Source organism: Staphylococcus sp. HMSC055C03, from assembly GCF_001809385.1.
GTDB lineage: Bacteria > Bacillota > Bacilli > Staphylococcales > Staphylococcaceae > Staphylococcus > Staphylococcus simulans.
Genome location: NZ_KV797479.1, coordinates 36,506 through 61,402, shown reverse-complemented (window position 1 = coordinate 61,402; position 24,897 = coordinate 36,506). Strand labels below are relative to the sequence as shown.

The window sequence follows — 24,897 nt, the reverse complement described above, 5'->3', positions numbered from 1 at the left end:
AGGTATAATTATTATACTTAAATAAAGAGAGGTACATTATGAACTTTCATCAATCAACAATCAAACATGTTAATCGAATCGAAATAAATGTTGCAGATATAAAACGCCAAACCGATTTTTACAATCACATACTGGGTCTTAAAGTTATCTCATCCACACCGACACAAACAGTTTTAGCAGTAGGTACGGATGGTCATGAAGTTGTCTTAAAACAACTAGATAATGGACGCTTTGCGAGTAAGACAGAAGCAGGATTATTCCATATCGCGTTTCTATTAAGTGATGTTAAGCAACTTGGAGCGCTCATTAAACATCTTTCAGATGAAAAGATACCGATTGCTGGGGGAGATCATCTCGTCAGCGAAGCGATTTATTTTAATGACTTAGAAGGTAATGGTATAGAAGTTTATACCGATCGTCCATCTGAGTTATGGCAATGGCAAAATGAACTAGTAGTAATGGATACGTTACAACTAGAAGTCACGCGTATTTTAACTGAAGCAAAAGGTGCAAAATGGGAAGGTATGCCTGCAGATTCGAAAATAGGACACCTTCATTTAAAAACGCATGATTTAAGTGCCTCAAGTGAATTCTATCTACAATTAGGATTTCAAGTTGCGTCTGCATTACCACAAGTATTATTTTTATCTGATCAAAAATATCATCACCATATAGCTATTAACACTTGGCAGTCGAACCAACCGCTAAAAGATGCTGAAAAGACATATGGATTGACTGCATTTAATATTGTAGACGCCAAAAAAGGCATAGAAAAATATAAAACACCTGAAGGATTAAATTTAAGTATCCAAGCATAATCAAATGAATCAAATGAATAAAATTAGAAACCTCTTAAAATGGAGGTGCCTCCTAATTGATTTTGAGAATTTTAACAACCACTGAAGGTTAGAGTAACTCTATGAAAAATAATGATGTTTTTGGACTTTTGTTATAATCGCGCTATGGATTAAGTGTTCATTTTTATGAATGCGTGAGCTATGGTGTGATTTTTCTTTATAATTCATAGACAATCAACCGTTAAGGTCAGTAAAGCATTGAGAAAAGCGTAAAATCACATATCAATAAAAAAGTTTTGAATACATTATGTTATATCTGTTATGTTCATGAATTATTATTATAAATGCGCTTATATTGTGTATGTTGATGTTTTTAAATCGTAGTTAATAACTAGGATTAGCGAGTTGTTTTGAAATTTCGTGAATAAGTACTTTATAAAAATTATTAGAAAATTCATACTATAATGAAAATAACATTTGCTTTCGTGCGCTAAAAGGTATAAGCTTGAATGAACACATGTAAAAAGGGGCTGTGCAAAATAGATATATTAATCGGTACAGGTTTATTGTTACTTATTTTAGTATTTTTCACTGTGTTCACGTATTATGCGCCAGATGGGCGTGCAGTCATGGGGGCTTTAGCAACAGCAGCAATTGCAACATTCTTAGTTGAGGCGCTGCAAGGGTTTGTATTGGGAGATATTTTCGATATTAAGTTTTTAAAGGAAACGGGTAGTCTAGCTGGGACATTGAGTGGGGTCATTGTCGCATTCCTAGTCGCATTATCGAGAAAGATCAATCCACAAAACTCAGCGTTGCTTGCGGTCGCATTTGCGGAAATCGGGCTGATTCCTGCATTGTTTGCGGCTTATCTGATGTCGTTTGTGATTCGCTTTATTGAAAAGAAAATTACAAACGGTATGGACTTTATTATCGTAGTATTATTCTGTATTCCAGTTGGACGATTGTTAGGGGTTTGGTTCACGCCACTAGTCGATGGTTCATTATTGAAAATCGGCGGTATTATCGATGTGGCGATGAATACAAGTCCATTGCTGATGGGTCTGATTCTTGGTGGTATTGTGACAGTTGTTGGAACATCACCACTAAGTTCTATGGCATTAACAGCAATGTTAGGCTTAACAGGTGTACCAATGGCAGTTGCGGCGTTAACAGCGTTTGCGTCTAGCTTTATGAATACAACGTTACTACATCGTTTGAAAATCGGTAACTTGAAATCAGTTATTTCTATTGCGATTGAGCCACTGTCAAAAGCAGACTTAGTGTCTTCTAATCCAGTGCCAATCTATGTGACGAACTTTATCGGTGGAGGACTAGCTGGTATGGTCATTGCTTACTCGGGGTTAGTCAATGATGCGCCAGGTACAGCAGCACCGACACCAGGTATTCTCGTTATGTTTGGTTTCAACCCAGCACTCGACGTATTAAAATACGCAGCCATCGCAGCTGCAATTTGTTTCATTGTCGGTTGGGTAATGTCATATGTATTTAGAAACTATCCAATCCGTAACAGTGAAGTGACGGGTTATAAATCTAAAATCATAGAAAACAAAGCTAATCCAACAGTGAACGAAGCATAGAAATAAAGAAACAACACACTAAAGGGACATACCTGAAGTGTGTTGTTTTTTTAGTGCCAAAAATGACACGAACTATTAAGCTTTAATAGATCAATACGCCTATTCCAATTCCAATGAGTACGATTGCCCATGAAGGTAGTTTGAAATAAGCTAATAAGACAAATAATATCGTTGCGAATGTGAAATCTAAAGGTTGTTTAACCGTAGAAGTCCAAATAGGTTGGTAGAAAGCCGAGATTAAAATACCAACCACACCTGCGCTGATACCTTTCAAAAAGCCTCTAGCATAAAGGTTGGACTTAAAACTATCCCAAAATGGCAAGACACCAAACAACAGTAAAAAGGCAGGTAAAAAGATTGCGAATGTCGCAAGCAACCCTCCTATTACGCCTCCGATATTTGTGCCGATATAAGACGCAAAAGTGAATAATGGGCCAGGCACAGCTTGTGCTGCCGCATAACCTGTAATGAACTGATCAGAAGAAATCAATCCTTGCGGTACAAACTCCTTTTCTAACAGTGGCAACACGACGTGGCCGCCACCAAAAACAAGTGAACCAGAACGATAGAAACTGTCGAACATTTTAATCCATATATTTTGAGTGGTTGCGCTTAAGATAGGCAATACAACAAGCAAAGAAACAAATAACGATAAAGAGATAATCCCTAATCTTTTAGGTAAATAGAACACTTTAGAATCAGCGTCTGGCGTTGATGTAGGCTTAAGGAATAAGACACCATATAAGCCAGTTATAGCCAGCGCAACCACTTGAATATAAATACTATTGATCAATAATGAGAGTGCTAACACAAACATAGCCAATGCGATGGTTGTTTTCGTATTGGTTAATTTTTTGCCCATACCAATAATTGCTTGTGCCACAATTGCGACAGCAACAAGTTTCAATCCTTGCATCCAAGTAAAGTGTGTATCCCCATTCACAAATAAAGTTGAAAATAACATTAAAACAATCACTGAAGGCATAGTGAATCCTAGAAATGCGAGAATACCACCGAATACACCACCTCTGATGGTACCTATACCGATACCGACTTGACTGCTGGCAGGGCCTGGAAGAAATTGGCATAACGCGACTAAGTCAGAGTACTCTCTTTCATCCAACCATTTTCTTTTCTTCACATATTCATCATAAAAATAACCTAAATGCGCTGTAGGTCCACCAAAGGACATCAAACCAAGTTTTAAAGCTACAATAAAAATGGTGAAATAATGAGACATAGGCAACTCCTTATATAAATTAGCATCAATTTATAGATTTTGCGTTAGTCTTCATTATATTTCGAAATGCGTAAAGGTGATGTATGGATTTTGTAAAATTTGTGAATGACATGTATTTGAGTTTTATGATCAATTCTATAGTATCTCTATATCAAAAGGATACTAAGAAGGGTTGTTCGTCTTCTGTTAAACATAAACGAATGCGTTCTGTGAAATTCCCCCAAGTGACCTTTTGCATGACTTCTTCATAAGTAAAGAATCCAACTTCCAAACTTTCATCGCTAGTCGTAAGTGTGCCGTCAGTGTAGATCCCTTTAAATAAATGATTGATGATACTGTGTTCAGTATTTTGAAAGACACCACAGTATGTCGTGAGTTTGATGGTGACTCCAGCTTCTTCTTTCACTTCACGAATGACACCCTCTCGAATGGTTTCACCATTTTCAATTTGCCCGCCAGGAATTTCCCAGCCACGCAAAGGACTTTTGATTAAAAGTATTTTATTCTCATCATTTGTGACCACACATGAAGCGGAAACAATATGTTTTGGGGTCATCTTAATCCTCCTAGAGTTGTGTTATTGAATGATACTCGTTAAAAGTGAACAGCTAGTGTCTAAAAATATGTAAAAAATAATTTATAGTTAATAATTAGTTAATTCAATTGTAGTATATGTCTGTTTTATAATAAAAGCATGTAAATTAAAGGAGACAACAACGATGAATTTTAAACAATTTTTACTGACAGGCCTCGCAAGTGTATTACTTGGATCAGCAGGTGCACATGTATTTTCATATCAAGCAGAAGCTGCCCAATTCGGCGCACACGAATTTCGTGATTACAGCGTACAACCTAAAGAAAACTTGAAAAACTTATTGAACGCGAGTCACTATTATAAAGACATGGCGAAAGAATCAGGTGCAACATTCTACCAGAATAAATTAAACCAAGCGATTTATTTTGCTAAGAAACAACAAAAGTCTAATAATGATTCACAAGTTGTGACAGCAATTAATCAACTTTCAGCTATCTATAATGAGGTATTTCAATTGCATTTGCAAACTGAAAAAGGCAGTGCCGACATCTTAAGTAAAAAAGCAGAACTACAAAACCTAATTGTAAAGGCAAACCATTTATTAACTGAAAGTCATCTTTCAATGAATCAAGATGAAGCGCAGCTAAAACAAACTGTTGCGCAAGCACAAGCTGTATTAAACCAAACAACACCAGACTTTGAATTAGTGAATGCGATTAACGCAGTTCAACAACACATTCAAAATGTAGAGTCATATCAGGCATTTGTAGCACATCATTAATAAAGGTATAAGCGATAGAACACAGTAATCTCTATAGGGTTGCTGTGTTTTTTTATGTTCAGTTTTTTTGACTGAGGGGTATATGGGTAAACATAACTACACATATGAGAGACAACATCCAAGGGGGGAATGTTATGTCTAAAGCATTATCGATTATTGTTCCTGTATATAATAAATCTCAGTTTTTACAACAATGTGTATCATCTATTGATGAGTTAAAGTTGAATCATGATGAGATAGAAGCCATCTTTGTTGATGATGTTTCAACAGATGACTCATTGGAACAATTAAAACAGTTTGAACAAACGCGTGATTACATGCGTGTTATAGAGTTAGAAGCAAACAGCGGTAGTCCAGCTAAGCCAAGAAATGTAGGGATGGAAGCGGCTGAAGGCACTTATATTACGTTCTTAGATGCAGATGACTGGTTAGATACAGAAGGTTTTCCAAAGTTGCTTGACCAAGCTTTAACTACAGAGAGCGATATAGTGTTCGGTCAAAGTTTAAAACATAAGGACCAGTCTGTGAGCCAAATTGCGCGCTTTAGTGCTTATACAAAAGAAGAAGGACTTGTGCCTTACGAAATTGATAAAATCTTTCGTGCCGTCGGTCCACCTGGAAAAATAATAAAACAATCAGTGATTCAAGATTATCATCTTTATTTTGAACCGATGAAATACGGAGAAGATAAGTTATTCTTTACTGAAGTAATTGCGCACGCTAAAACTGCCGCTATGAATGATATCGTGGTCTATCATGTGAATCGATATGGTGCGAATCAATCATTGGTCAGTGAAACAGATATTTTTGAAAAAACAGCTTTTAATTTAGAAGTGTTAAAGCAGTTATTAGATTTAGACATCCCGGAGACTGCACGCAAACATGCGATCAGTCGAATAGTAGAAATGGATTATTTATCACGCTTATTCATGAATCGTCGCTTCTTAAAAAGCGCAGAGAAAAATAAATTCTATGAAGCTTTTGATCAGTTAGTTTCAACTTTAGACCAACATGACTTAGATATTAAAGATTACTTGACTGAACCGAAATATGAAAAAGTATGTGAATGCTTATTAAATAGCGATAAAGAAAAAGTAGAAGCGTTGATTACTTTATTAAGCGAAGGTATACGAGCACCACATTATATTGCAGACGGATTAGTATATTATCATTTGCCGGAAGACTTGCACACCGTTGAACCCTTATACGAACCCTTCTATGCGGTCTATAGCGGCACACATCTTAAAGATAATCAGTTCTATGAGGTTATTACGCTATATAAAGAGGATTCAACAGAAGTCGACGCAGTGAATTTGGTGAAGCTTTCTGATGAATCCGTTACGCAGGAAGTAACGTTTGAGCAGCAAGACAATCAACTCTGGATACCTTCAGATGCATTAAACGTAGATTTCGATTTTAATCTGCAAGTTATTTATGATCACTACAAACCATTTTTAGTACACATGATGTTGCCAAGCATTACGGAAAATCATGCTTTAAAACGTCAAGGTCAGAAAGTAGAATACGTTTCAACACAACAAGAACAAGCATCATCAGCTGAACCTAATGAGGTGGATACTACAAAGTATTATGCTGAAAATCCAGGGGAAGTATGGGCGACTAAGAAGTTTAAAGTGTATGGTGATACTGAATTTACACAAGAACAAGCTCAATCTATGGAAGTCGGTGAGGTGTTTAATGTATCAGAGATACAGTATTCTAAAAAAGGGACACCGCGATTAGTATTAGAGGATGGGAACGTGATTACTGCGAATAAAAAGTTTGTCGAACAGTTAGACAGTGATCTGTCTGAACATTATATTGTAGACTGGCCAATCACGATTCAAGTCATTAAAAAGTGTAAAGCTTATGAAGATCGTAACTTTAAAACTGAAGCAGAATTCCAACCGAAGTTAAATGACACGATAGAAATAGATAAAATTGTGTGTTCTTCTAAAGGGACACCGCGCTTAAAAACAAAAGCGGGTTATTTTATCACCGCAAATCGAGATTTTGTGCAGGTTGTAAAGTAAGAAGAAGGGATGAAAATCTCTTCTTCTTTTTGTTTGGATAACGTGGTAATGCGTTAAAGTATCATTAAATATTTTAAAGAAATCGGTTATGAATAGTATAAAATAACGTATATTGCTAGAAGGTTATTAAGTTTGTGAAATTATTATAAATATTGTTGACAGGGGATAGAGAAAACGGTAAGATTCAATACATAATTATTTTCTGACAATTCGAATATCATTGTATCAATTTGAATTGTAGGGTGCTATATCTATATACTATGAGGGGAGAGTATTTTATTGACTTCTAAAATTACTTATACAGACTTCACCTCAGACCCTTTTGAATCATTAGATGTTTCAGATGAAACAAAAGGTGCGTATCATGTTCTGAAATGGGCATATGATACTTACGGAGATGAAATTGTATATGCTTGCAGTTTCGGAGCAGAGGGCATCGTTCTGATTAACTTAATTTCGCAAGTAAAACCAGACGCACGTATCGTCTTTTTAGACACGGGTCTCCATTTCGATGAAACGTACGATTTAATCGACCGTGTTAAAGCAAAATATCCTAAATTGAACATTGTTATGAAGAAGCCAGATTTAACACTTGATCAACAAGCTCAAGAATATGGCGGTAATCTTTGGCGTAGAGATCCAAACCAATGTTGTTATATCCGTAAAGTTAAACCGCTTGAAGAAGTATTAACTGGCCAAACAGCTTGGGTATCAGGATTGAGACGTGAACAATCTCCAACAAGACGCAACACAAACTTTGTGAATAAAGACGACCGTTTTGAATCTATTAAAGTTTGTCCGTTAATCCATTGGACTTGGGATGATGTATGGGATTATATTAAATCGAATGATTTACCTTATAATACTTTACATGATCAGAACTATCCAAGCATCGGATGCGCACCATGTACTTCACCTGTTTTTGAAGGCGGCGACTCTAGAGAAGGCAGATGGCAAAACAACATGAAAACTGAATGTGGTTTGCACATCGGACGTAAATCTTAATTTGAAAGTTACAATTAATTTTTTTGTATATAATTCCTAGTGGATATGTTGGAATTTTGAAAGCACAATGACTATACTTGAATTAAGTGTAGATATTTTTTTAGTTTCAATTCCTACTAAAAAACTAAGGATAAAATCTATCATATGGGGGGAAGACACTTGAATTTATCAGCAACAAATAGTCCATTCAACGATGAACAGGCACAACTCATTAATCAAGCGTTATCAACATTATCAAATGACCAGAAGCTCTGGCTTAGCGGTTATTTAACGGCACATCTCCAAGATGGCACAGCAACACAAGCACCTGCTTCTAGCGCAGCAGCAACGCAGGCGCCAGCAGCACCAGCGCAACAACAAGCTGTAGAACCACGCAAAGTCACTGTATTATTTGGTTCTGAATCTGGTAACGCACAGTGGGTGGCAGAATTACTCGAAAGTAAATTAAAAGAAAACGATTTTGATGCCACATTAACTGAAATGGATCAATATAAAACGAAAGATTTAAAAAATGTTGAAGACCTACTTATCGTAACGTCGACACATGGTGAAGGCGATCCACCGGATAACGCATTATCTTTCTATGAATTCTTATACGGACGTAAAGCATCTAAATTAGAAGGCGCACGCTTCTCAGTACTTGCTTTAGGTGACCAATCTTATGAATTCTTCTGTCAAACGGGTAAAGACTTTGATGCACGTTTAGAAGAATTAGGCGCTGACCGTATTTTACCGCGTGTCGATTGTGATATTGACTTCGAAGAACTCGCTAATGAATGGATTGAAAACATTATTAATGAGTTAGGTGATCAAGAAGTAAAGCAAGTGGTTCAAGAGGCACAAGATGCACCTGTTGAAGATGCTTCTGGACCCATTTACTCAAGAACATTTCCTTACGAAGCAGAAGTCTTAGAAAATATTAATTTAACTGGTCGTGGTTCTGATAAAGAAGTTCGCCACCTTGAATTATCATTAGAAGGTTATGGCGATGACTACGCACCAGGCGATTCCATTAATATCTTACCGGAAAATGACCCAGAACTTGTGGATGAAATTATCGATATGCAAGATTGGGTGGCAGAAAAAGATATTACTGTGAATACACAAGGTGACAAAATGTCGCTAGAAGAAGCATTGACGTCATACTTTGAAATCACAAAATTAACGAAACCATTAATCGAAAGTGCAGCACAGCTCTTTGATAATGAAGACTTATTAGATAGAGCCTCTGATAGTGAATGGGTGAAAGATTATATCTACGGTCGTGACTTAATAGACTTATTGAATGATTTCCCTACAGAGTCACTACAACCGAACCAATTACATCAAGTCTTAAGAAAAATTCCTGCACGCAGTTACTCTATTTCAAGCAGTCATAAAGCAAATGAAGATGAAGTACACATTACAGTATGTGCAGTACGTTATGAAGCACATAATCGTAAACGCTCAGGTGTCTGCAGTGTACAACTCGCAGAACGTGTAGAGCCGGGCGATAAATTAAAAGTATACTTGAAGAAAAATCCTAACTTTAAATTCCCATTCGATGAGAACACACCAGTCATCATGATTGGACCAGGTACAGGTATCGCTCCATTCCGCAGTGTCTTACAAGAACGAGAAGAATTGGATTTAACAGGCAACACATGGTTGTTCTTTGGTAACCCACACTTTACAACAGACTTCTTATACCAAACCGAAATTCAAGATTGGTTGAAGAGCGGTGTGTTAGAAAAAGTAGATTTAGCCTTTTCACGTGATCAAGAAGAAAAACGTTATGTTCAGCATTTAATCGATGAAAACAGTGCAGAATTTTATGAATGGTTAAGAAATGGCGCAGCAATTTATGTCTGCGGCGATGAAAAACACATGGCGAAAGATGTACATCAAGCCATCATTCATGTATTGGAAAAAGAAGGCGGCTTATCTGAAGAAGAATCAGAAGAGTACCTATCAGAATTGAAAAAAGAAAAACGCTATCAACGTGACGTGTATTAATTTTTGAGGAGGCAAATTATGGCTGAGAATAACAATGATTTATATAAAGGCTTAGATGATTTAGAACGTAATAAAGGCGAAAGCAATTATTTGCGCGGTACCATTGCACAGGGTTTAAAAGACCCTGTGACTGGTGCAATCGCTGATGATGATACCAAGTTATTAAAATTCCACGGCAGCTATATGCAAGATGACCGTGACTTACGTCAAGAACGACGCAAACAAAAATTAGAACCTCTCTACGCATTTATGATTCGTGTACGTATCCCTGGAGGCCGTGTTTCCACGGATCAATGGTTGAAGCTAGATCAATTGGCAGATGATTATGCAGGTGAACAAATTCGTTTAACCACACGTCAAACTGTACAGTATCATGGGATTTTAAAACGCAACTTAAAAAAATCAATGCAAGCGATTAACGCAGCTGTACTTGATTCAATCGCAGCGTGCGGTGACGTCAATCGTAATGTCATGTGCAACCCTAATCCCTACCAATCTGATGTGTATAGTGAAATAAATGATTATGCGGATAAAATCAGCGGACACTTATTACCGAAGACAACAGCGTACCATGAAATTTGGTTAGACGGTGAAAAAATCATCGATTCTAAACAAGAAGATCATGAACCAATGTACGGTAAAACATACTTGCCACGTAAATTTAAAATCGGTATTGCGTTACCACCTTCTAACGATATTGATGTCTATTCACAAGATATCGGCTTAATCGGTATCGTTGAAAATGATGAATTAACCGGCTTCACAGTAACTGTCGGCGGCGGTATGGGCAGTAAGCATGATGATTTAAGAACACATCCTCAAGTCGGTAAAGTATTAGGTTATATTCCTAAAGAAACAGCACCGGAAGTTTGTGAGAAAATCTTAACGATTCAACGTGATTTCGGTGACCGTGCAGACCGTCAACAAGCGCGTTTCAAATATACAGTGGAACGTAAAGGCGTGGATTGGATTCGTGAAGAATTAAATCGTCGTTTAGGCTGGGAAATCGAAGATGCGAAACCATTTGAATTTGACAGTAACGGTGACCGTTTAGGTTGGGTTGAAGGTTCAGGTAAGTATCACTATACATTATTCATTCAAAATGGTCGTATTAAAGATACAGAAGACTTTAAGTTGAAAACAGCGATTAAGAAATTAGCGCAAACACATAAAGGTGAAATTCGCATGACACCGAACCAAAACCTGATTTTTGCGAATGTTGAGAAAGAAGATAAAGCCGCTATTGATGCGATTATCGAAGAGTATGGTTTAACAGACGGCAAAAATTACAGTGGTTTACGTCGTAACTCTATGGCTTGTGTGGCCTTTCCGACTTGCGGGCTTGCGATGGCAGAGTCAGAACGTTATTTACCTTCTTTAGTGACTAAAATTGAAGACATTTTAGATGAATTTGGTTTACGAGAAGAAGAAATTACGATTCGTATGACAGGTTGCCCGAACGGCTGTGCACGTCCTGCATTAGCTGAAATTGCTTTTATTGGTAAAGCACCTGGTAAATATAATTTCTATTTAGGCGGCAGCTTTATCGGTGAACGTTTGAATAAATTATATAAAGAAAATATCGGAGAAGCGGAAATTTTAGAAAGCTTACGTCCAATTTTAGAACAATACAGTAAAGAACGTGAAACAGGGGAACACTTCGGTGACTTTGTAGTACGTAAAGGCATTGTAGAAAAAGTTACAGATGGTCGTGACTTCAGATAAGCAGTAAGCATTACCTCAGAAAGTGACGTATCTACGCACTTGGATACGTCCTTTCTCCAGTAATGCTCAACATCTATTTAAATAAAACAAAGAGGTGATCGAATGGGAAAAGTATATATCGTAGGCGCAGGTCCCGGAGATCCGGATTTAATCACAGTAAAAGGTGTCAAAGCTATAGAACAAGCCAATGTGATTCTATATGATCGCCTCGTTAATAAGGCCTTATTGCAATATGCAAAGCCGAATACAAGATTGATTTATTGTGGGAAAGACCCGAGTGGTTTATCAATTCCTCAAGTAGAAATCAATGCATTAATGGTGAGTTTCGCACGTAAAGGTCTTACTGTAACAAGATTAAAAGGCGGAGATCCTTTCTTGTTCGGTAGAGGTGGAGAAGAAGCGGAAGTTCTGGCAGAACATCACATCGCTTTTGAAATTGTACCTGGTATTACCTCAGGTATCGCCGCACCTGCTTATGCAGGTATCCCAGTTACACATCGAGACTATAGTTCTTCTGTCGCATTTGTGACAGGTGTTAATAAAGAGAAAACGTTAAAAGAAGATTATTGGAAACATTTAGCATTAGGTCCTGAAACACTGTGTATTTACATGGGTGTCAGCAGGTTGCCTGAAATCTGTCGCTTGTTAGTGCAACATGGCAGACCGAAAGATACACCTGCCGCATTGGTTTATCAAGGAACAAGCGGAGTTCAACAAACTGCAGTTGGTACTTTAGAAACCATTGTTGATGTCGCAAAAGATTTTAAAAATCCATCAATGATTGTAATCGGTGAAGTCGTACAATTACGTGAGAAAATCAGCTGGTTTGAATCTGTTTCAGCCCAAGTAGCAGCGCATCAATAAATGTGTCATACCGGCAAGCAAGACATATTAAGTTCATTTTTTTAACTTTAATTCCTTGTAAACTGATAAGAATAGTATCGTCTATGTACTACACAACATAAATAATATGAAAATTCTAACAATCAAAACTTGATTATTGAAAGAAAGGAGCAAAGACAATGAAAAAACTATTAATTATTGCCTTCGTAGGGTTTTTTGCACAATTGGTTGACGGTTCCCTCGGCATGGGCTTCGGCGTAACATCATCATCGATTTTGTTATCGCTTGGTTTAGCACCAGCCATTGTATCAGCGACAATCCATTTTTCTGAAATTGCGACAACAGCAGCATCAGGTGTTTCGCACATGTCATTCTCTAACGCAGATAAGCGTTTAATACTGAAATTAGCGGTGCCGGGATCGATGGCAGCTTTCATTGGTGCAGCAGCAGTCAGCCATCTGCATGCAGGTTTAGTTAAGCCTGTCGTTGCTTTGTTCCTGATTACCATCGGTATTTATATTTTAGTTCAATTTGCGTTTAAACGCGGACAAACTAAAAAGCTGACAAGAGGGTCAGAGTTGAGTAATAAATTTATGTTTCCGCTTGGTGCGACTGCTGGATTTTTAACAGCTATCGGTGGAGGCGGCTGGGGACCAGTCAATACTTCTGCATTACTTGCACGTCGTGATATCAATGTTCGTCATGTTATCGGCAGTGTATCTATCAGTGAGTTTTTCGTAACGATTGCAGCGTCTATCAGTTTCTTGATTTTCTTACCCCTTCATTTAATTAATTGGGGATTGGTTCTGGCATTAAGTGTCGGAGGCGTTGCGGCTGCACCATTTGCGGCATGGCTCGTTAAGATCATCCCAGTAAATGTCTTAGGCATTTTTGTGGGTGGTTTGATTATCTTTACCAACAGCAATACTTTGTTGAACGCATTTGGTGCACCGGGTGAAGCGATTGCTTTCGTAAGAATCGCAGTGGTTATCGGTTGGTTTGCATTATTGTTTGTCATTTTGCGCAAAGAAGGTAAATTATCGAACTTTTTTCACAAAAAAGAAGCAAATAAAGTAGGAAGAGTAAAACAATAAGAGGAGATGAGTTAAATGGCTACAACAACACAAATTTTAGAACATACGAACACACCGCATGGTGGGAAGTTAATTAATCGTCAACTTGAAGGAGCAGAACGTGAAGCATTAATTGAAGCAGCAGAAGCTTTTAAAACATTAACGTTAAACGCATGGAGTTTATCTGACTTAGAATTAATCGCAATTGGCGGGTTCAGTCCATTAACAGGATTTATGGGAGAAGCGGACTATCAAAACGTCGTTGAAAACTTACATCTTGTAGATGGAACGTTATGGAGTATTCCAATTACTTTACCAGTTAATGAAGCAGAAGCGGACCAATATGAAATTGGAGAACAGATTGCGCTTTATGGAGGAGATCAACAGTTATACGGTGTCTTAACTTTAGAAGAAAAATATACGTATGATAAAGAAAAAGAAGCACAAAATGTTTATGGAACGACAGAAGAAGCTCATCCAGGCGTCAAAAAAGTATATGACAAAGGTAATGTGTATCTAGCAGGTCCGATTCAATTAGTAAATCGTCCAGACCATAGTGAGTTTGAAGAATTTGAATTAGATCCGATTGAAGTACGTCAAATGTTTCATGATTTGGACTGGAAAACAGTCGTAGGTTTCCAAACACGTAACCCAGTACATCGTGCACATGAGTATATCCAAAAAAGTGCGTTAGAAACAGTTGATGGTCTCTTATTGAATCCATTAGTAGGCGAAACAAAGTCTGATGATATCCCAGCGGATGTTCGTATGGAAAGTTACCAAGTGATTTTAAAACACTATTATCCAGAAGATCGTGCACGCTTAGCGATTTATCCAGCTGCGATGCGCTATGCAGGACCGCGTGAAGCGATTTTACATGCGATTGTGCGCCAAAACTATGGTTGTACACATTTCATTGTAGGACGTGACCATGCAGGTGTAGGTGACTATTATGGTACATATGAAGCGCAAGAGTTGATTACGAAATATCAAGAAGAGTTGGGTATTCATATTTTAAAATTTGAACATGCTTTCTATTGCACGAAGTGCGGTAATATGGCGACAGCGAAAACGTGCCCGCATGGTGCAGAACATCATGTGCATTTAAGCGGGACAAAAGTCCGTGAAAAATTACGTAATGGAGAATCTTTACCGAAAGAATTCTCACGTCCTGAAGTCGCTGAAGTGTTAATTCGCGGTTTACGCAGACATAGAGAACAAAATGAGGAGGCGTAACGATGACAAAATCTCAAAACATTACATGGCATGATTCAGAAGTAACGAAAACAGAACGTCAAGCTCAAAATGGCCATAAGAGTGTAGTCCTATGGTTCACTGGTTTATCCGGTTCAGGTAAGTCTACCATCAGTGTTGCTTTAGAAAAAGCATTATTCGAACGTCGTATTCATGCGTATCGTTTAGATGGGGATAATATTCGTCATGGTTTAAATAATAATCTTGGTTTCAGTCCGGAAGACCGTAAAGAAAATATCCGTCGTATCGGTGAAGTCAGTAAATTATTAGCAGATGCAGGACTGATTACATTAACGGCGTTCATCTCACCTTATCGTGAAGATCGTGATCGTGTCCGTGAAATTTTAGAAGATGGCGAATTTATCGAGGTATATGCGAAAGCCAGTGTTGAAACGTGTGAGCAGCGTGACCCGAAACAGTTGTATAAAAAAGCACGTGCAGGAGAAATTAAGAACTTTACTGGTATTGATGCGCCATATGAAGCGCCAGAACATGCGGAAATTGTCGTGGATACAGAGACAACTTCTGTGGAAGAAGCGGTTCAGCAGATTCTAAACTATTTAGAAGACAAACAAATTATTTAATATCCCGAGCACACACAAACCTTAAATTGTGTGTGCTTTTTTGGTGGCTATTATCACGGTTAAGTTTTGCGATTATTCTGAAATTGAATTAAAATAGAAGTGTACAATAATATATGGAACAACAAGGAGAGTCGAACAACATGGCAGAAGTAAAAGGCAAAGTAGCAATGGTGACAGGCGGCGGACAAGGTATCGGAGAAGCAATTTGTCGCAGACTCGCAAAAGACGGGTTTAAAGTAGGGGTGGCAGATTTTAATGAAACAACTGCAGAAGCGGTTGCACAAAGCTTACGTGATGAAGGCTATGAAGCACTTGCGGTTAAAGTAGATGTATCAGATCGTGATCAAGTCTTCCAAGCAGTCAATACAGTGAAAGATCACTTCGGAGATTTTAATGTGATTGTTAATAACGCTGGATTAGGACCACAAACACCACTTGATACAATTACGTATGATCAATATCGCAAAGTTTTCGATGTAAACGTCGGCGCAATTTTCTGGGGCATTCAAGCAGCGGTTGAAGCTTTTGAATCATTTGGTCACGGTGGTAAAATTATTAACGCTTCTTCTCAAGCAGGACAAGTCGGAAACCCAGGACTTGCATTATATGGCGCAACTAAATTCGCAATCCGTGGTATTACACAAACTGCAGCACGTGACTTAGCTGATAAAGGTATTACTGTGAATGCGTATTGCCCAGGTATCGTTAAAACACCGATGATGGAAGATATCGCACAAAAAACAGCTGATGAAGCAGGTAAACCATATGAATGGGGTATGGAACAATTCTCTAAAAATATCGCATTAAAACGTTTATCAGAACCTTCAGATGTAGCAGCATGTGTATCTTATCTTGCAGGACCAGATAGTGATTATATGACTGGCCAAGCTTTAATTATTGATGGCGGTATGGTCTTCAATTAATACAAGACATAAAGAAAGGCAAGTGCACCTAAACAGGACACTTGCCTTCTTTTTATTTTCTAGGAATACCAATTGCATGACCGAGTTGTTTCGGTGTTTCAAATTCCCCTTGTTCCTCATAATATGTTTTGATGTTATCAAAAACAAAATCTGGAAAAGCACTGCTGCGACGTTGTTGGTTATCAATAGCCATCATGATAACCTCATACGTTGCAGTCGGGACTTGATCTTGATTAAACATCTTTAAAAAGAAATGTACACGTTTGTGGTCATAGTCATAAACATAAACTTCTACCGTAAACGTTTCATCTAGCAACATTTCTTTTAAGTAAGTGATATGTGCTTCTAAATTAAAAATTGTTGTGTCATGTTTTTGTCGGTAATCAATCGAGAACCCCATTTTCGCAAAGAAACCGACGACCGCATCACTGAAAATTGAAAAATACTGTGCATCATGTAAATGTTGATTATGATCAATCCAAGAAGGATGCACCTTATCCTCATAAGTATAAATGTACCCCATATTTAATTTTCCCCCTTTAATGCATATAACTGCAGTGTATCATATAAATGAAATCGATAGCTTGGACGTACTTTCTTTAGACTATGATGACATTCGTATGAAGTGACTAAAGTAGGAGAAACGTTCCTGAAATTGAAACAGGATTAGAATTATTTTATTCGCACATTCTAAAAATGAATTCAAATTATCAATTTAAGTAAGAGATACAATACCAACTATTTTGCTGAAGTGTATTATCAATGAAATTTATCATCGAAAAAGTATAGTAAATGTTAAAGAATATATAAAGAATAGAACTAAAATATTCTTCTGTATAAAGTTAACTATTTTATGAAATTTGTGTATAATGATTTATAATAATGCAACACATTAAACAAATGGGGGGATATCATGAAGAGGCTATTATGTTTATTAAGTGCATCAGTATTAATTTTAGCGGCTTGTGGTGACAAAAAAGAGGAGTCGGAGAAAGAGGAGACATCTAGTTTAGATGCGAAACAAGCAAAAACAAAAGAAAAACCTAAAATTAAAGATAACGCAGTTGAAATCAAAGGGGTAAAGGTGAAAATTGTGGGTACAGAAATTGTGCCTAAGGGGACAACAGAATATCAAGATGATGATGTTTTAGTTGTAAAATATGAAGTGACGAATAACAGTAAAGATGACAATGAAGTTAAACCAACTAGGTCTTATTTGAAAGTGTTTGAAGCGTATCAAGATAGTAAAGATTCAGAAAAGCGCTTAGATTACGGTCATGTAAGAGGAGAAACTTATGATAGTGAAAGAGATAAAGGTGAAGATAATATTAAAAAAGGAAGTACAATTTCATCTATTGAAACGTACAAGTTAAATGATTTAGAGTCACCTGTGTTATTAAAAGCGAAAGATCAAGAGAACTACGAGGATCCAAACATCGGTTCAATCAAAATTAATATTAAAGACAAGAAATCATCTGATAATAAATCATCTGATAAGAAGTCATCTGAAGACGATATTAAAAGTGAGGATATGACTGACTTATAAGAAATCAAAACACTGGAATAAACGATATTTCAGTGTTTTATTATGTTGGTTTAAATCAATAAAGTTTATCAAATAAGTTGAAAAAATAAGTTAATACGGTATGATAGTAATAAATAAAATAGTTCTTATTAAGAGTGAGTGGAGGGACTTGGCCCTGTGAAGCTCCAGCAACAACCGCAAGGTGACGTGCTAAATCCAACAAGGTAACTTGAAAGATAAGAAGACGTACGTGAAGCGCTTCTTCTTGCAAGGAGGGCTATTTTATTTATCCAAAATGAGAAAAAGGTGGTAAATAAAATGACAACATTCGCTAAACAACAAATCAGAGAGAAAATGCAAGAGCTGGAACAATGGGAGAATTATGAACCAATGAATATGGCTAGCAGTATGGGAAGAAAAGCCCAAATTCATGATATTGAGGCAACAATCAGACAAATGGTTCCATTGGAAGTGATTAAAGATTGGCTAGAAGAAAAGTAAGAAAGAAGAGAAGTTCATGATCGCAATCAGTGCGTGTTTAATTGGAGAGAATGTACGTTACGACGGCAGTCATAAATTGAATGATACATTACGCCAACTTGTTCAAGAGGATAAAGCGATAGCGCTATGTCCTGAAGTATTAGGCGGTTTGACTACACCGAGACTAGCAGCTGAAATTGTTGGCGGGGATGGTTTTGATGTGTGGTCAGGTCGTGCTAAAGTCATTGCGACGACAGGTGAAGATGTTACGGAGGCATTTAAAGAAGGTGCATTAAAGACATTGGAATTGCTACAAGCACATCAATGTACGGCAATGATTCTAAAGTCGAAAAGTCCTTCTTGTGGAACCTCTGAGATTTATGATGGGACATTCAGTGGTGACTTGAAATCAGGCGAGGGTGTCTGTACAGCGTTATTAATACAGCATGGAATTACAATTATGAATGAATTAAACTGGAAAGAAAAATTAGATTTCACGTCGATTTAAATTTTAGTGTGAATTTTCTTATTGACAGAATATTCTTTTAACTATAGACTAGGATTAATTCAAATAATATTAATTGATTATGATGAGTAAAGTACATATTGAAGAATTAACAGAGAGCTTTTGGTTGGTGTGAAAAAGTAATTCGACAATATCGAAAATGGACTCTGAATCTGTCAGCTGAATCGTTAAGTTGGCACGTGTTAGCAAACGTTACCACTGCTCGAGTATGATAGTACTGTTGAGGAGAAGTATGGACTTCTTGAAACTGGGTGGTACCGCGCAGAATCGAATTCTACGCCCCTGTAAAGCTTTAGTATAGGCTTTATGGGGGCTTTTTTATTATTTGAAATAAGAACATAAACATAGGGAGAAGTTAAGATGAGTGAATTATTACGTTATGATATTGTAGGAAGTTTCTTAAGACCAGAGGCATTAAAAGAAGCGCGTGCAGCGTTCGAAAAAGGAGAAATCGGTCAAGCTGCCTTAAGAGAAGTAGAAGACCGTGAGATTAAAACATTGATTGAGAAGCAAGTAGAGAATGGTTTGAAATCAATTACAGATGGAGAATTTCGTAGAAGTTGGTGGCATTTAGATTTCTTCTGGGGATTGAATGGTGTAGAAACAGTCAAAGATGAAGGCGGATTTGAGTTCGATGCGGTTCAATCTCGTATTGAAACAGCACGTTTATCAGGCCCGATTTCAGGAGACAATCATCCGTTTGTGGCAGACTTCAAATTCTTATTAGCTCATACACCAGAAGGTATCGAGGCACGTCAAACTGTACCAGCACCTGCCAGACTCTTCTCAGAGCTGACACGAAAAGAAAATATTGAAGCAACACGCAAATATTACGAAACAGATGACGCATTAATTGATGCCATTGCGGATGCATATCAAACAGTGATTGAAGATTTATATGAAGCGGGTCTCAAAACGATTCAATTTGACGATACAACATGGGGGCGTTTAGTCGGAGACCAAACTGAAATTAACGGTAAAAACGGTGACCAACAAGAAAAAGAACGCTTAAAACAATTATTCAAAGACGTGAATAACCGCGCAATTGAACGTTTACCTAAAGACTTGCGTGTTCAAACTCATATTTGTCGCGGTAATTACCGTTCCACATGGTTCGCATCAGGCGCATATGACAGTGTCGCAACACCGTTGTTCGACCAAGAAAATGTAGATGCTTATCTTTTAGAATACGATAGTGATCGTTCAGGTGGATTTGAACCGCTTCAATACGTATCAGATGATAAACAAGTCGTATTAGGTCTCATTACTTCTAAAGATGGTGAATTAGAAGATATAGATGAAGTCATAAAACGTATTAAAGAAGCGTCACAATATATCCCGTTAGATCGTTTAGCTTTAAGTACGCAATGCGGCTTCGCATCAACAGAAGAAGGTAATAACTTAACTGAAGCACAACAATGGGCTAAAATTCGTTTAGTCAAAAGTATTGCGGAAGAAGTATGGCCTGAAAAAGTAAAAGGCTAAATCATCAATACATTAATGAATGATAGAAGATGAATTTCACTACAGAAGGTGGAATTCATCTTTTTTTATTCATTTCTTTAAGTTAACTTCACAAAAGTCACCAAGCTGACAAAGATTTTTAATCACTACCTTGTATTATTTAATAGTAAGGGGTATATTATAAGTGAACTACTATTAAACATTAAACAGTACTGAATAATGTGTTGGAGGTTTGCTATGAATATACAATTTAAGAAAGGCGCACTTGAATTTTTAGTCTTGCTTATTATTCAAGGTGAAGATCAGTATGGCTATTCACTTGTACAAAAGATAACACCGCGTATCACAATCGCAGAAGGTACCGTCTATCCTTTAATGCGCCGTTTAGTTAAGGAAGGTTATTTAACAACTTATTTTAAACCGTCGACAGAAGGACCAGCACGCAAGTATTACCGAATTACCGAAGAAGGTCATGAACGTTTAGAAGCACTACTTGAAGAATGGAAGGCCTTTACAGAAGCTGTAGATTTATTTATTGAGGAGAGTGAGAGAGATGAGTAAACAAGAATACTTACAGTTATTAAATCGTTATTTAACGCGCGTTTCACCGGAAGAACGCCAAGATATTTTAAACGAGTATGAAACACACTTCATCAGTGGTAAAGAAGCAGGAAAAACTGAAGAAGAAATTTCCCGGGAATTAGGTAATCCGAAAGACATCGGGCGTGAAATGAGTGCGAATGCGGCGGTAGATAAAGCAGAATCTTCTCGCAATGCCGGCAATGTCACGAATGCTGTGTTAGCGGTTATGGGATTAAGTATTTTAAACTTCTTCGTTATTACCATTGTAATTGCGACATGGTTCGGTGTGCTTTTATCTTTAGGTGTGGCGACGCTTACTTTTCTAGCTGCACCTATATTCTTACTGGTCAAAGGCATGATAGATGGATTTGGAGAAATTATTCCTCTAGATATCTATGTTTCATTTACATGCTTTGGAATCGGATTGATGTTATTTACAGTAACGTACCTTGCTTATAAATGGAGCTTCGTTCTCTTTATGAAATATTTACGTTGGAATATTAAAGTTGTGAAAGGAAGTGCGCAATCATGAAAAAAGCATTGTTGATTATCTTTAGTATAGGCTTAGTGATTACAGTCGGTTTCGGAATTGCGGGCTATGTAGAAGGAAAAAAACAACTTAAAAAAGCTGATAATCCAATTCATTACACAAAAGACTATAAGCATGAAGATGCGAAAATAAAAAACTTGAAAATCAATACGGATACATCAAACGTCATCATTAAAAAAGGTGACCACTTCCATGTTAAGGGGGAAGGTGGTATTAAAGGAAAAACAAAAATTAACAGTACTATCAAAGGTGATACATTAGCAGTTGAATCAAAACTTCCAAACCCTACGATCAATTTTACATTTGGAAATATTACAAACAGTACTATCACAATTACAGTACCTGAACGTCAATTGTCAGATGTGACAATTTACAATGATACAGGAGACATGACAATTGAAGGTTTAAAAGCGAATCATTTAGAAGCGCAATTGGATACAGGAGAGTTAGTGTTAAAAGCAGCTAATCTTAATAAAGTAGATTTAACAAGTGATACAGGTGATATTGAAATCACGCAAACACTTTTCAAAAATATGAGAATTGGAAATGATACTGGCGATACTGAAGTCAAAGGTATCAAAGGCGATGTGAATCTCCAAGTACAATCAGACACAGGTGATATTGAGGTAGATTATGCAGAACCACCTAAAAATACTAAGGTTATTCATAAAGAAGATGTAGATATGGATATTCATCAACCTGCTTTAAAAGCAAAACGTTATGGCAATGCTTCGCACACAATTGAATTAGAATCAGATACAGGTACAGTAGAAATTAATTAAAGTTATCACTATGAGCACCTAAGCAGAGAAGTTCTGTCTAGGTGCTTCTTTATATTGATAAAATTAATATTTTTAAATTTATTTTCGTATATAAGTTTAATTACTTTTTTCTCGTTTGTGTATACGTTAGAATGTCTTTTGCGAAAATGAAAGAAAGGAGAAATATATGATTAATCTGTTATCAGCCATTGGATCTATCGGGACATTTATTATGGCTTTGTTCTATTTAGTGTCTGTATCGATTCAACTCTATCAACTGCGTATTTCATTTACGCCAGCCATTGGTTTTAATCAAATTTTACTGCAGACAAGTAAAAATGATCGATTGAAGTTATTTAATATCAGCGCAGCAAACCAAGATAGCAATCGCTTTTTAAAGCTGTATAACTTAGGCGGCGGTGCCGCAAAAGAAGTGATAGTCACTATCACACACATGGGTAAAGAAGAAGTACTTCAAAGGAAATATGTCAGTATTTTACCAAGTAAAGAGTATTATCTTGTGCCTATTAATGAAGGTGTCTTTCATGAATTAGAAGAAACGATTCAACAGAATGGCTATGAAGCAGCTTTAAAAGTAGATATAAACTTCAAACACAACTTAAGCCGTAAAACACAGCATATAGAGTTATTCGGTAAAATCGATAGTTTCAATCAATTAGATGAAAATCCAATCTATGAATTGCAGTTTGTTCAAAAATCTGCGATTAACCAATAGTGAATGGGCTCCAAAATATCAAGTTTGGGGTCTTTTTTTATGTATGAGCATAAATACTTGCATTATTCCTAAAGTAGTATTATTATATGAAGTATAATAAGTATATCAGAAGAACAACGTCCTCATTATAAGATAGAAAAGAGTAGAAAAGGGAAGTTATTCAAAGATAAGGAGATGAAATAAATGAACAACAACAACTTAAAAGGTATGCACCATGTCACTGCGATTACAAGTGATGCGATTAAAATATATGATTTCTTTACAGACGTATTAGGTCTAAGATTAGTGAAAAAAACAGTAAACCAAGATGATATCCAAACGTATCATTTATTCTTTGCGGATGATGAAGGGAATGCAGGAACAGATGTCACATTCTTCGATTTCCCTGGAATTCCTAAAGGTACACATGGAACAGATGAAATTGCACGTATTACATTACGTGTACCATCAGATGCGACGATTGAATTTTGGAATGACCGTTTAAGTGAGTTTGACGTGAAACATGAAGCGCCAACAGAACTATTTGGTAAAAAAATCTTACGTTTTGAAGATTTTGATGGCCAACTTTACACATTAATTTCTGATGAATCAGATTCAGCAGACAGTGTAGAACCAGGTGTTGCTTGGAAAAATGCGCCAGTACCAGAAGAATATGCGATTGTCGGTTTAGGACCTATCGAATTAAACGTGAGCCGTTTCGATCCATTCAAACAAATTTTCGAAGAGGTATACGGCTATAAAGAAGTTGAATCCGAAGGCGACTATCACTTATTCGAAACAGGAAAAGGCGGTAACGGCGGACAAGTTATCGTACGTAAACTTGGCGGCAACCCAGGTATGCAAGGTTATGGTACAATCCATCACACTGCGTTCCGTGTGGCTGATAAAGATGAATTAGATGTCTGGATTGACCGTTTGAATAAATATCAAATCGGCAACTCTGGATTTGTAGAACGTTACTTCTTCAAATCGCTTTATTCTAAATTCTATCCAGGTATCTTAATTGAAATTGCGACAGATGGTCCAGGTTTCATGGGAGATGAACCATACGAAACAGTAGGTGAAATCTTATCATTACCACCATTCTTGGAACCAAAAAGAGAACAAATCGAAGCACAAGTACGTCATATTGAAACAACGCGCCACAACCAACCAGGCCGTACAAATCAATAATTTATCACTAAGGAGGCAGGTATCATGGCTTTAGATACAATGAAGCACATTTTTAGAAAAGGTCAAAGTTCAGATCAACCTACATTCATCTTATTACACGGAACAGGTGGAGACGAATCTGATTTATTCCCGCTCGCATTACGTTTGAACCCAAACTATAACATGTTAGGTGTGAAAGGAAATGTGGATGAAAATGGTATGACACGTTTCTTCAAACGTCATGGTGAAGGTCAATATGATTGGAAAGACTTAGAAGAACGCGGCACAGAATTATATGAGTTCTTACAAGCAGCCGCAAAAGAATATGACTTTGATTTAGAAAATGCAATCTTAGTTGGTTTCTCAAATGGTACGAACATTGCGATTAACTTACTATTACGTGAGGAAACTAAATTTGCGAAAGCATTATTATTCGCAGGGCTTTATCCAACACACATTGACCATGTGAAAGATTTAAGTGGCACAGACATCTATCTTTCAATGGGTACGCATGACCCTATCGTACCTGTATCTGAAAGTGAACGTTTAATTGATTTATTCCAACGTTCAGGTGCGAATGTTACAACACATTGGACACAATCACACGGCATTACTGAAGAGTCACTTAATGAAGCAGTGAAAGTTGTGAACGAACAATAAACTTAAATAATAGCTTAATAGACACGTGATTGAAGGACCTCCAGACCAATTCAATCAAACCCCGTAATCAAG

At 37.0% G+C, this 24,897-nt stretch carries 25 protein-coding genes, 1 riboswitch and 1 other annotated feature; of the genes, 22 read left to right on the top strand and 3 right to left on the bottom strand.

All coding sequences use genetic code 11. The features are described from left to right. Positions 1–38 precede the first annotated feature (38 nt). Positions 39–818 (top strand): VOC family protein, encoded by a 780-nt coding sequence (locus HMPREF2603_RS02875; protein ID WP_060804232.1) that lies wholly within the window; start codon positions 39–41, stop codon positions 816–818. Between the two features lie 518 nt (positions 819–1,336). Then, positions 1,337–2,398, top strand: coding sequence for a PTS sugar transporter subunit IIC (locus HMPREF2603_RS02870; protein ID WP_031262374.1), 1,062 nt, complete (start codon positions 1,337–1,339; stop codon positions 2,396–2,398). 82 nt (positions 2,399–2,480) lie between these two features. On the opposite strand, the gene chrA is transcribed toward HMPREF2603_RS02870, so the two are convergent. Further along, positions 2,481–3,638 (bottom strand): chromate efflux transporter, encoded by a 1,158-nt coding sequence (gene chrA / locus HMPREF2603_RS02865; protein ID WP_060804231.1) that lies wholly within the window; start codon positions 3,636–3,638, stop codon positions 2,481–2,483. Between the two features lie 151 nt (positions 3,639–3,789). Then, a complete protein-coding gene (locus tag HMPREF2603_RS02860; RefSeq protein ID WP_060804230.1) occupies positions 3,790–4,194 on the bottom strand; it encodes an NUDIX hydrolase in 405 nt (134 codons plus the stop codon). A gap of 163 nt (positions 4,195–4,357) precedes the next feature. Between HMPREF2603_RS02860 and HMPREF2603_RS02855 the strand changes: the two genes are divergently transcribed. The 10 genes from HMPREF2603_RS02855 to HMPREF2603_RS02810 all read left to right on the top strand — a co-directional run bounded on the left by HMPREF2603_RS02855 (position 4,358) and on the right by HMPREF2603_RS02810 (position 16,389). After that, entirely contained in the window at positions 4,358–4,954 is a 597-nt protein-coding gene (locus HMPREF2603_RS02855; protein WP_060804229.1) for a complement inhibitor SCIN family protein, read from the top strand. A gap of 134 nt (positions 4,955–5,088) precedes the next feature. Continuing rightward, positions 5,089–6,987: a glycosyltransferase family 2 protein gene (locus tag HMPREF2603_RS02850; protein WP_060804228.1), complete on the top strand. Its 1,899-nt coding sequence runs from the start codon at positions 5,089–5,091 to the stop codon at positions 6,985–6,987. Positions 6,988–7,266: 279 nt separating this feature from the next. Then, entirely contained in the window at positions 7,267–7,992 is a 726-nt protein-coding gene (locus HMPREF2603_RS02845) for a phosphoadenylyl-sulfate reductase (RefSeq protein WP_070501907.1), read from the top strand. Positions 7,993–8,151: 159 nt separating this feature from the next. After that, positions 8,152–9,987, top strand: a complete 1,836-nt coding sequence (locus tag HMPREF2603_RS02840) for an assimilatory sulfite reductase (NADPH) flavoprotein subunit (protein WP_070501905.1) — start codon at positions 8,152–8,154, stop codon at positions 9,985–9,987. Between the two features lie 18 nt (positions 9,988–10,005). Further along, the gene (locus tag HMPREF2603_RS02835; RefSeq protein ID WP_002480352.1) at positions 10,006–11,712 is read left to right on the top strand and encodes an NADPH-dependent assimilatory sulfite reductase hemoprotein subunit; all 1,707 of its coding nucleotides are present in this window, start codon (positions 10,006–10,008) and stop codon (positions 11,710–11,712) included. A 102-nt stretch (positions 11,713–11,814) separates the two neighbouring features. Further along, positions 11,815–12,576 (top strand): uroporphyrinogen-III C-methyltransferase, encoded by a 762-nt coding sequence (gene cobA / locus HMPREF2603_RS02830; protein ID WP_060804227.1) that lies wholly within the window; start codon positions 11,815–11,817, stop codon positions 12,574–12,576. Positions 12,577–12,734: 158 nt separating this feature from the next. Beyond that, complete coding sequence (locus HMPREF2603_RS02825; protein WP_060804226.1) at positions 12,735–13,649, top strand: sulfite exporter TauE/SafE family protein; 915 nt, start codon at positions 12,735–12,737, stop codon at positions 13,647–13,649. Positions 13,650–13,664: 15 nt separating this feature from the next. Continuing rightward, positions 13,665–14,864 carry a sulfate adenylyltransferase gene (gene sat / locus HMPREF2603_RS02820; protein ID WP_060804225.1) on the top strand — a complete coding sequence of 400 codons (1,200 nt, stop codon included), beginning with the start codon at positions 13,665–13,667 and terminating at the stop codon, positions 14,862–14,864. Between the two features lie 2 nt (positions 14,865–14,866). Continuing rightward, the gene (gene cysC, locus HMPREF2603_RS02815) at positions 14,867–15,466 is read left to right on the top strand and encodes an adenylyl-sulfate kinase (RefSeq protein WP_002480356.1); all 600 of its coding nucleotides are present in this window, start codon (positions 14,867–14,869) and stop codon (positions 15,464–15,466) included. Between the two features lie 140 nt (positions 15,467–15,606). After that, positions 15,607–16,389, top strand: a complete 783-nt coding sequence (locus tag HMPREF2603_RS02810; protein WP_057510334.1) for a (S)-acetoin forming diacetyl reductase — start codon at positions 15,607–15,609, stop codon at positions 16,387–16,389. Positions 16,390–16,441: 52 nt separating this feature from the next. On the opposite strand, the gene HMPREF2603_RS02805 is transcribed toward HMPREF2603_RS02810, so the two are convergent. Then, positions 16,442–16,912, bottom strand: a complete 471-nt coding sequence (locus HMPREF2603_RS02805) for a thioesterase family protein (protein ID WP_023014909.1) — start codon at positions 16,910–16,912, stop codon at positions 16,442–16,444. Between the two features lie 390 nt (positions 16,913–17,302). Between HMPREF2603_RS02805 and HMPREF2603_RS02800 the strand changes: the two genes are divergently transcribed. From HMPREF2603_RS02800 to HMPREF2603_RS02755, 10 genes are all read left to right on the top strand, one after another. Next, on the top strand, positions 17,303–17,935 hold the full coding sequence (locus HMPREF2603_RS02800; protein WP_023014910.1) for a DUF5067 domain-containing protein: 633 nt from the start codon (positions 17,303–17,305) through the stop codon (positions 17,933–17,935). Positions 17,936–18,057: 122 nt separating this feature from the next. Continuing rightward, positions 18,058–18,157, top strand: a riboswitch (SAM riboswitch). Between the two features lie 75 nt (positions 18,158–18,232). Further along, complete coding sequence (locus HMPREF2603_RS02795) at positions 18,233–18,415, top strand: hypothetical protein (protein WP_002480360.1); 183 nt, start codon at positions 18,233–18,235, stop codon at positions 18,413–18,415. A gap of 16 nt (positions 18,416–18,431) precedes the next feature. Then, positions 18,432–18,902 carry a 2-thiouracil desulfurase family protein gene (locus HMPREF2603_RS02790; RefSeq protein WP_060804224.1) on the top strand — a complete coding sequence of 157 codons (471 nt, stop codon included), beginning with the start codon at positions 18,432–18,434 and terminating at the stop codon, positions 18,900–18,902. 70 nt (positions 18,903–18,972) lie between these two features. Further along, positions 18,973–19,207 (top strand) — a binding site (T-box leader). Positions 19,208–19,280: 73 nt separating this feature from the next. Next, positions 19,281–20,405 (top strand): 5-methyltetrahydropteroyltriglutamate--homocysteine S-methyltransferase, encoded by a 1,125-nt coding sequence (locus tag HMPREF2603_RS02785; RefSeq protein WP_060804223.1) that lies wholly within the window; start codon positions 19,281–19,283, stop codon positions 20,403–20,405. Between the two features lie 216 nt (positions 20,406–20,621). Beyond that, positions 20,622–20,945: a PadR family transcriptional regulator gene (locus HMPREF2603_RS02780; protein WP_002480363.1), complete on the top strand. Its 324-nt coding sequence runs from the start codon at positions 20,622–20,624 to the stop codon at positions 20,943–20,945. Beyond that, the gene (locus HMPREF2603_RS02775) at positions 20,938–21,498 is read left to right on the top strand and encodes an HAAS signaling domain-containing protein (protein WP_023014914.1); all 561 of its coding nucleotides are present in this window, start codon (positions 20,938–20,940) and stop codon (positions 21,496–21,498) included. Before HMPREF2603_RS02780 ends, HMPREF2603_RS02775 begins: the two co-directional genes overlap by 8 nt. After that, positions 21,495–22,298, top strand: a complete 804-nt coding sequence (locus HMPREF2603_RS02770; protein WP_060804222.1) for a DUF4097 family beta strand repeat-containing protein — start codon at positions 21,495–21,497, stop codon at positions 22,296–22,298. The genes HMPREF2603_RS02775 and HMPREF2603_RS02770 overlap by 4 nt, the downstream gene beginning before the upstream one ends. A 166-nt stretch (positions 22,299–22,464) precedes the next feature. Further along, positions 22,465–23,013, top strand: a complete 549-nt coding sequence (locus tag HMPREF2603_RS02765; RefSeq protein ID WP_002480366.1) for a hypothetical protein — start codon at positions 22,465–22,467, stop codon at positions 23,011–23,013. A 183-nt stretch (positions 23,014–23,196) separates the two neighbouring features. After that, positions 23,197–24,186 (top strand): ring-cleaving dioxygenase, encoded by a 990-nt coding sequence (locus HMPREF2603_RS02760; protein WP_060804221.1) that lies wholly within the window; start codon positions 23,197–23,199, stop codon positions 24,184–24,186. Between the two features lie 39 nt (positions 24,187–24,225). Next, positions 24,226–24,825 (top strand): alpha/beta hydrolase, encoded by a 600-nt coding sequence (locus HMPREF2603_RS02755; protein ID WP_031262377.1) that lies wholly within the window; start codon positions 24,226–24,228, stop codon positions 24,823–24,825. Positions 24,826–24,897 lie beyond the last annotated feature (72 nt).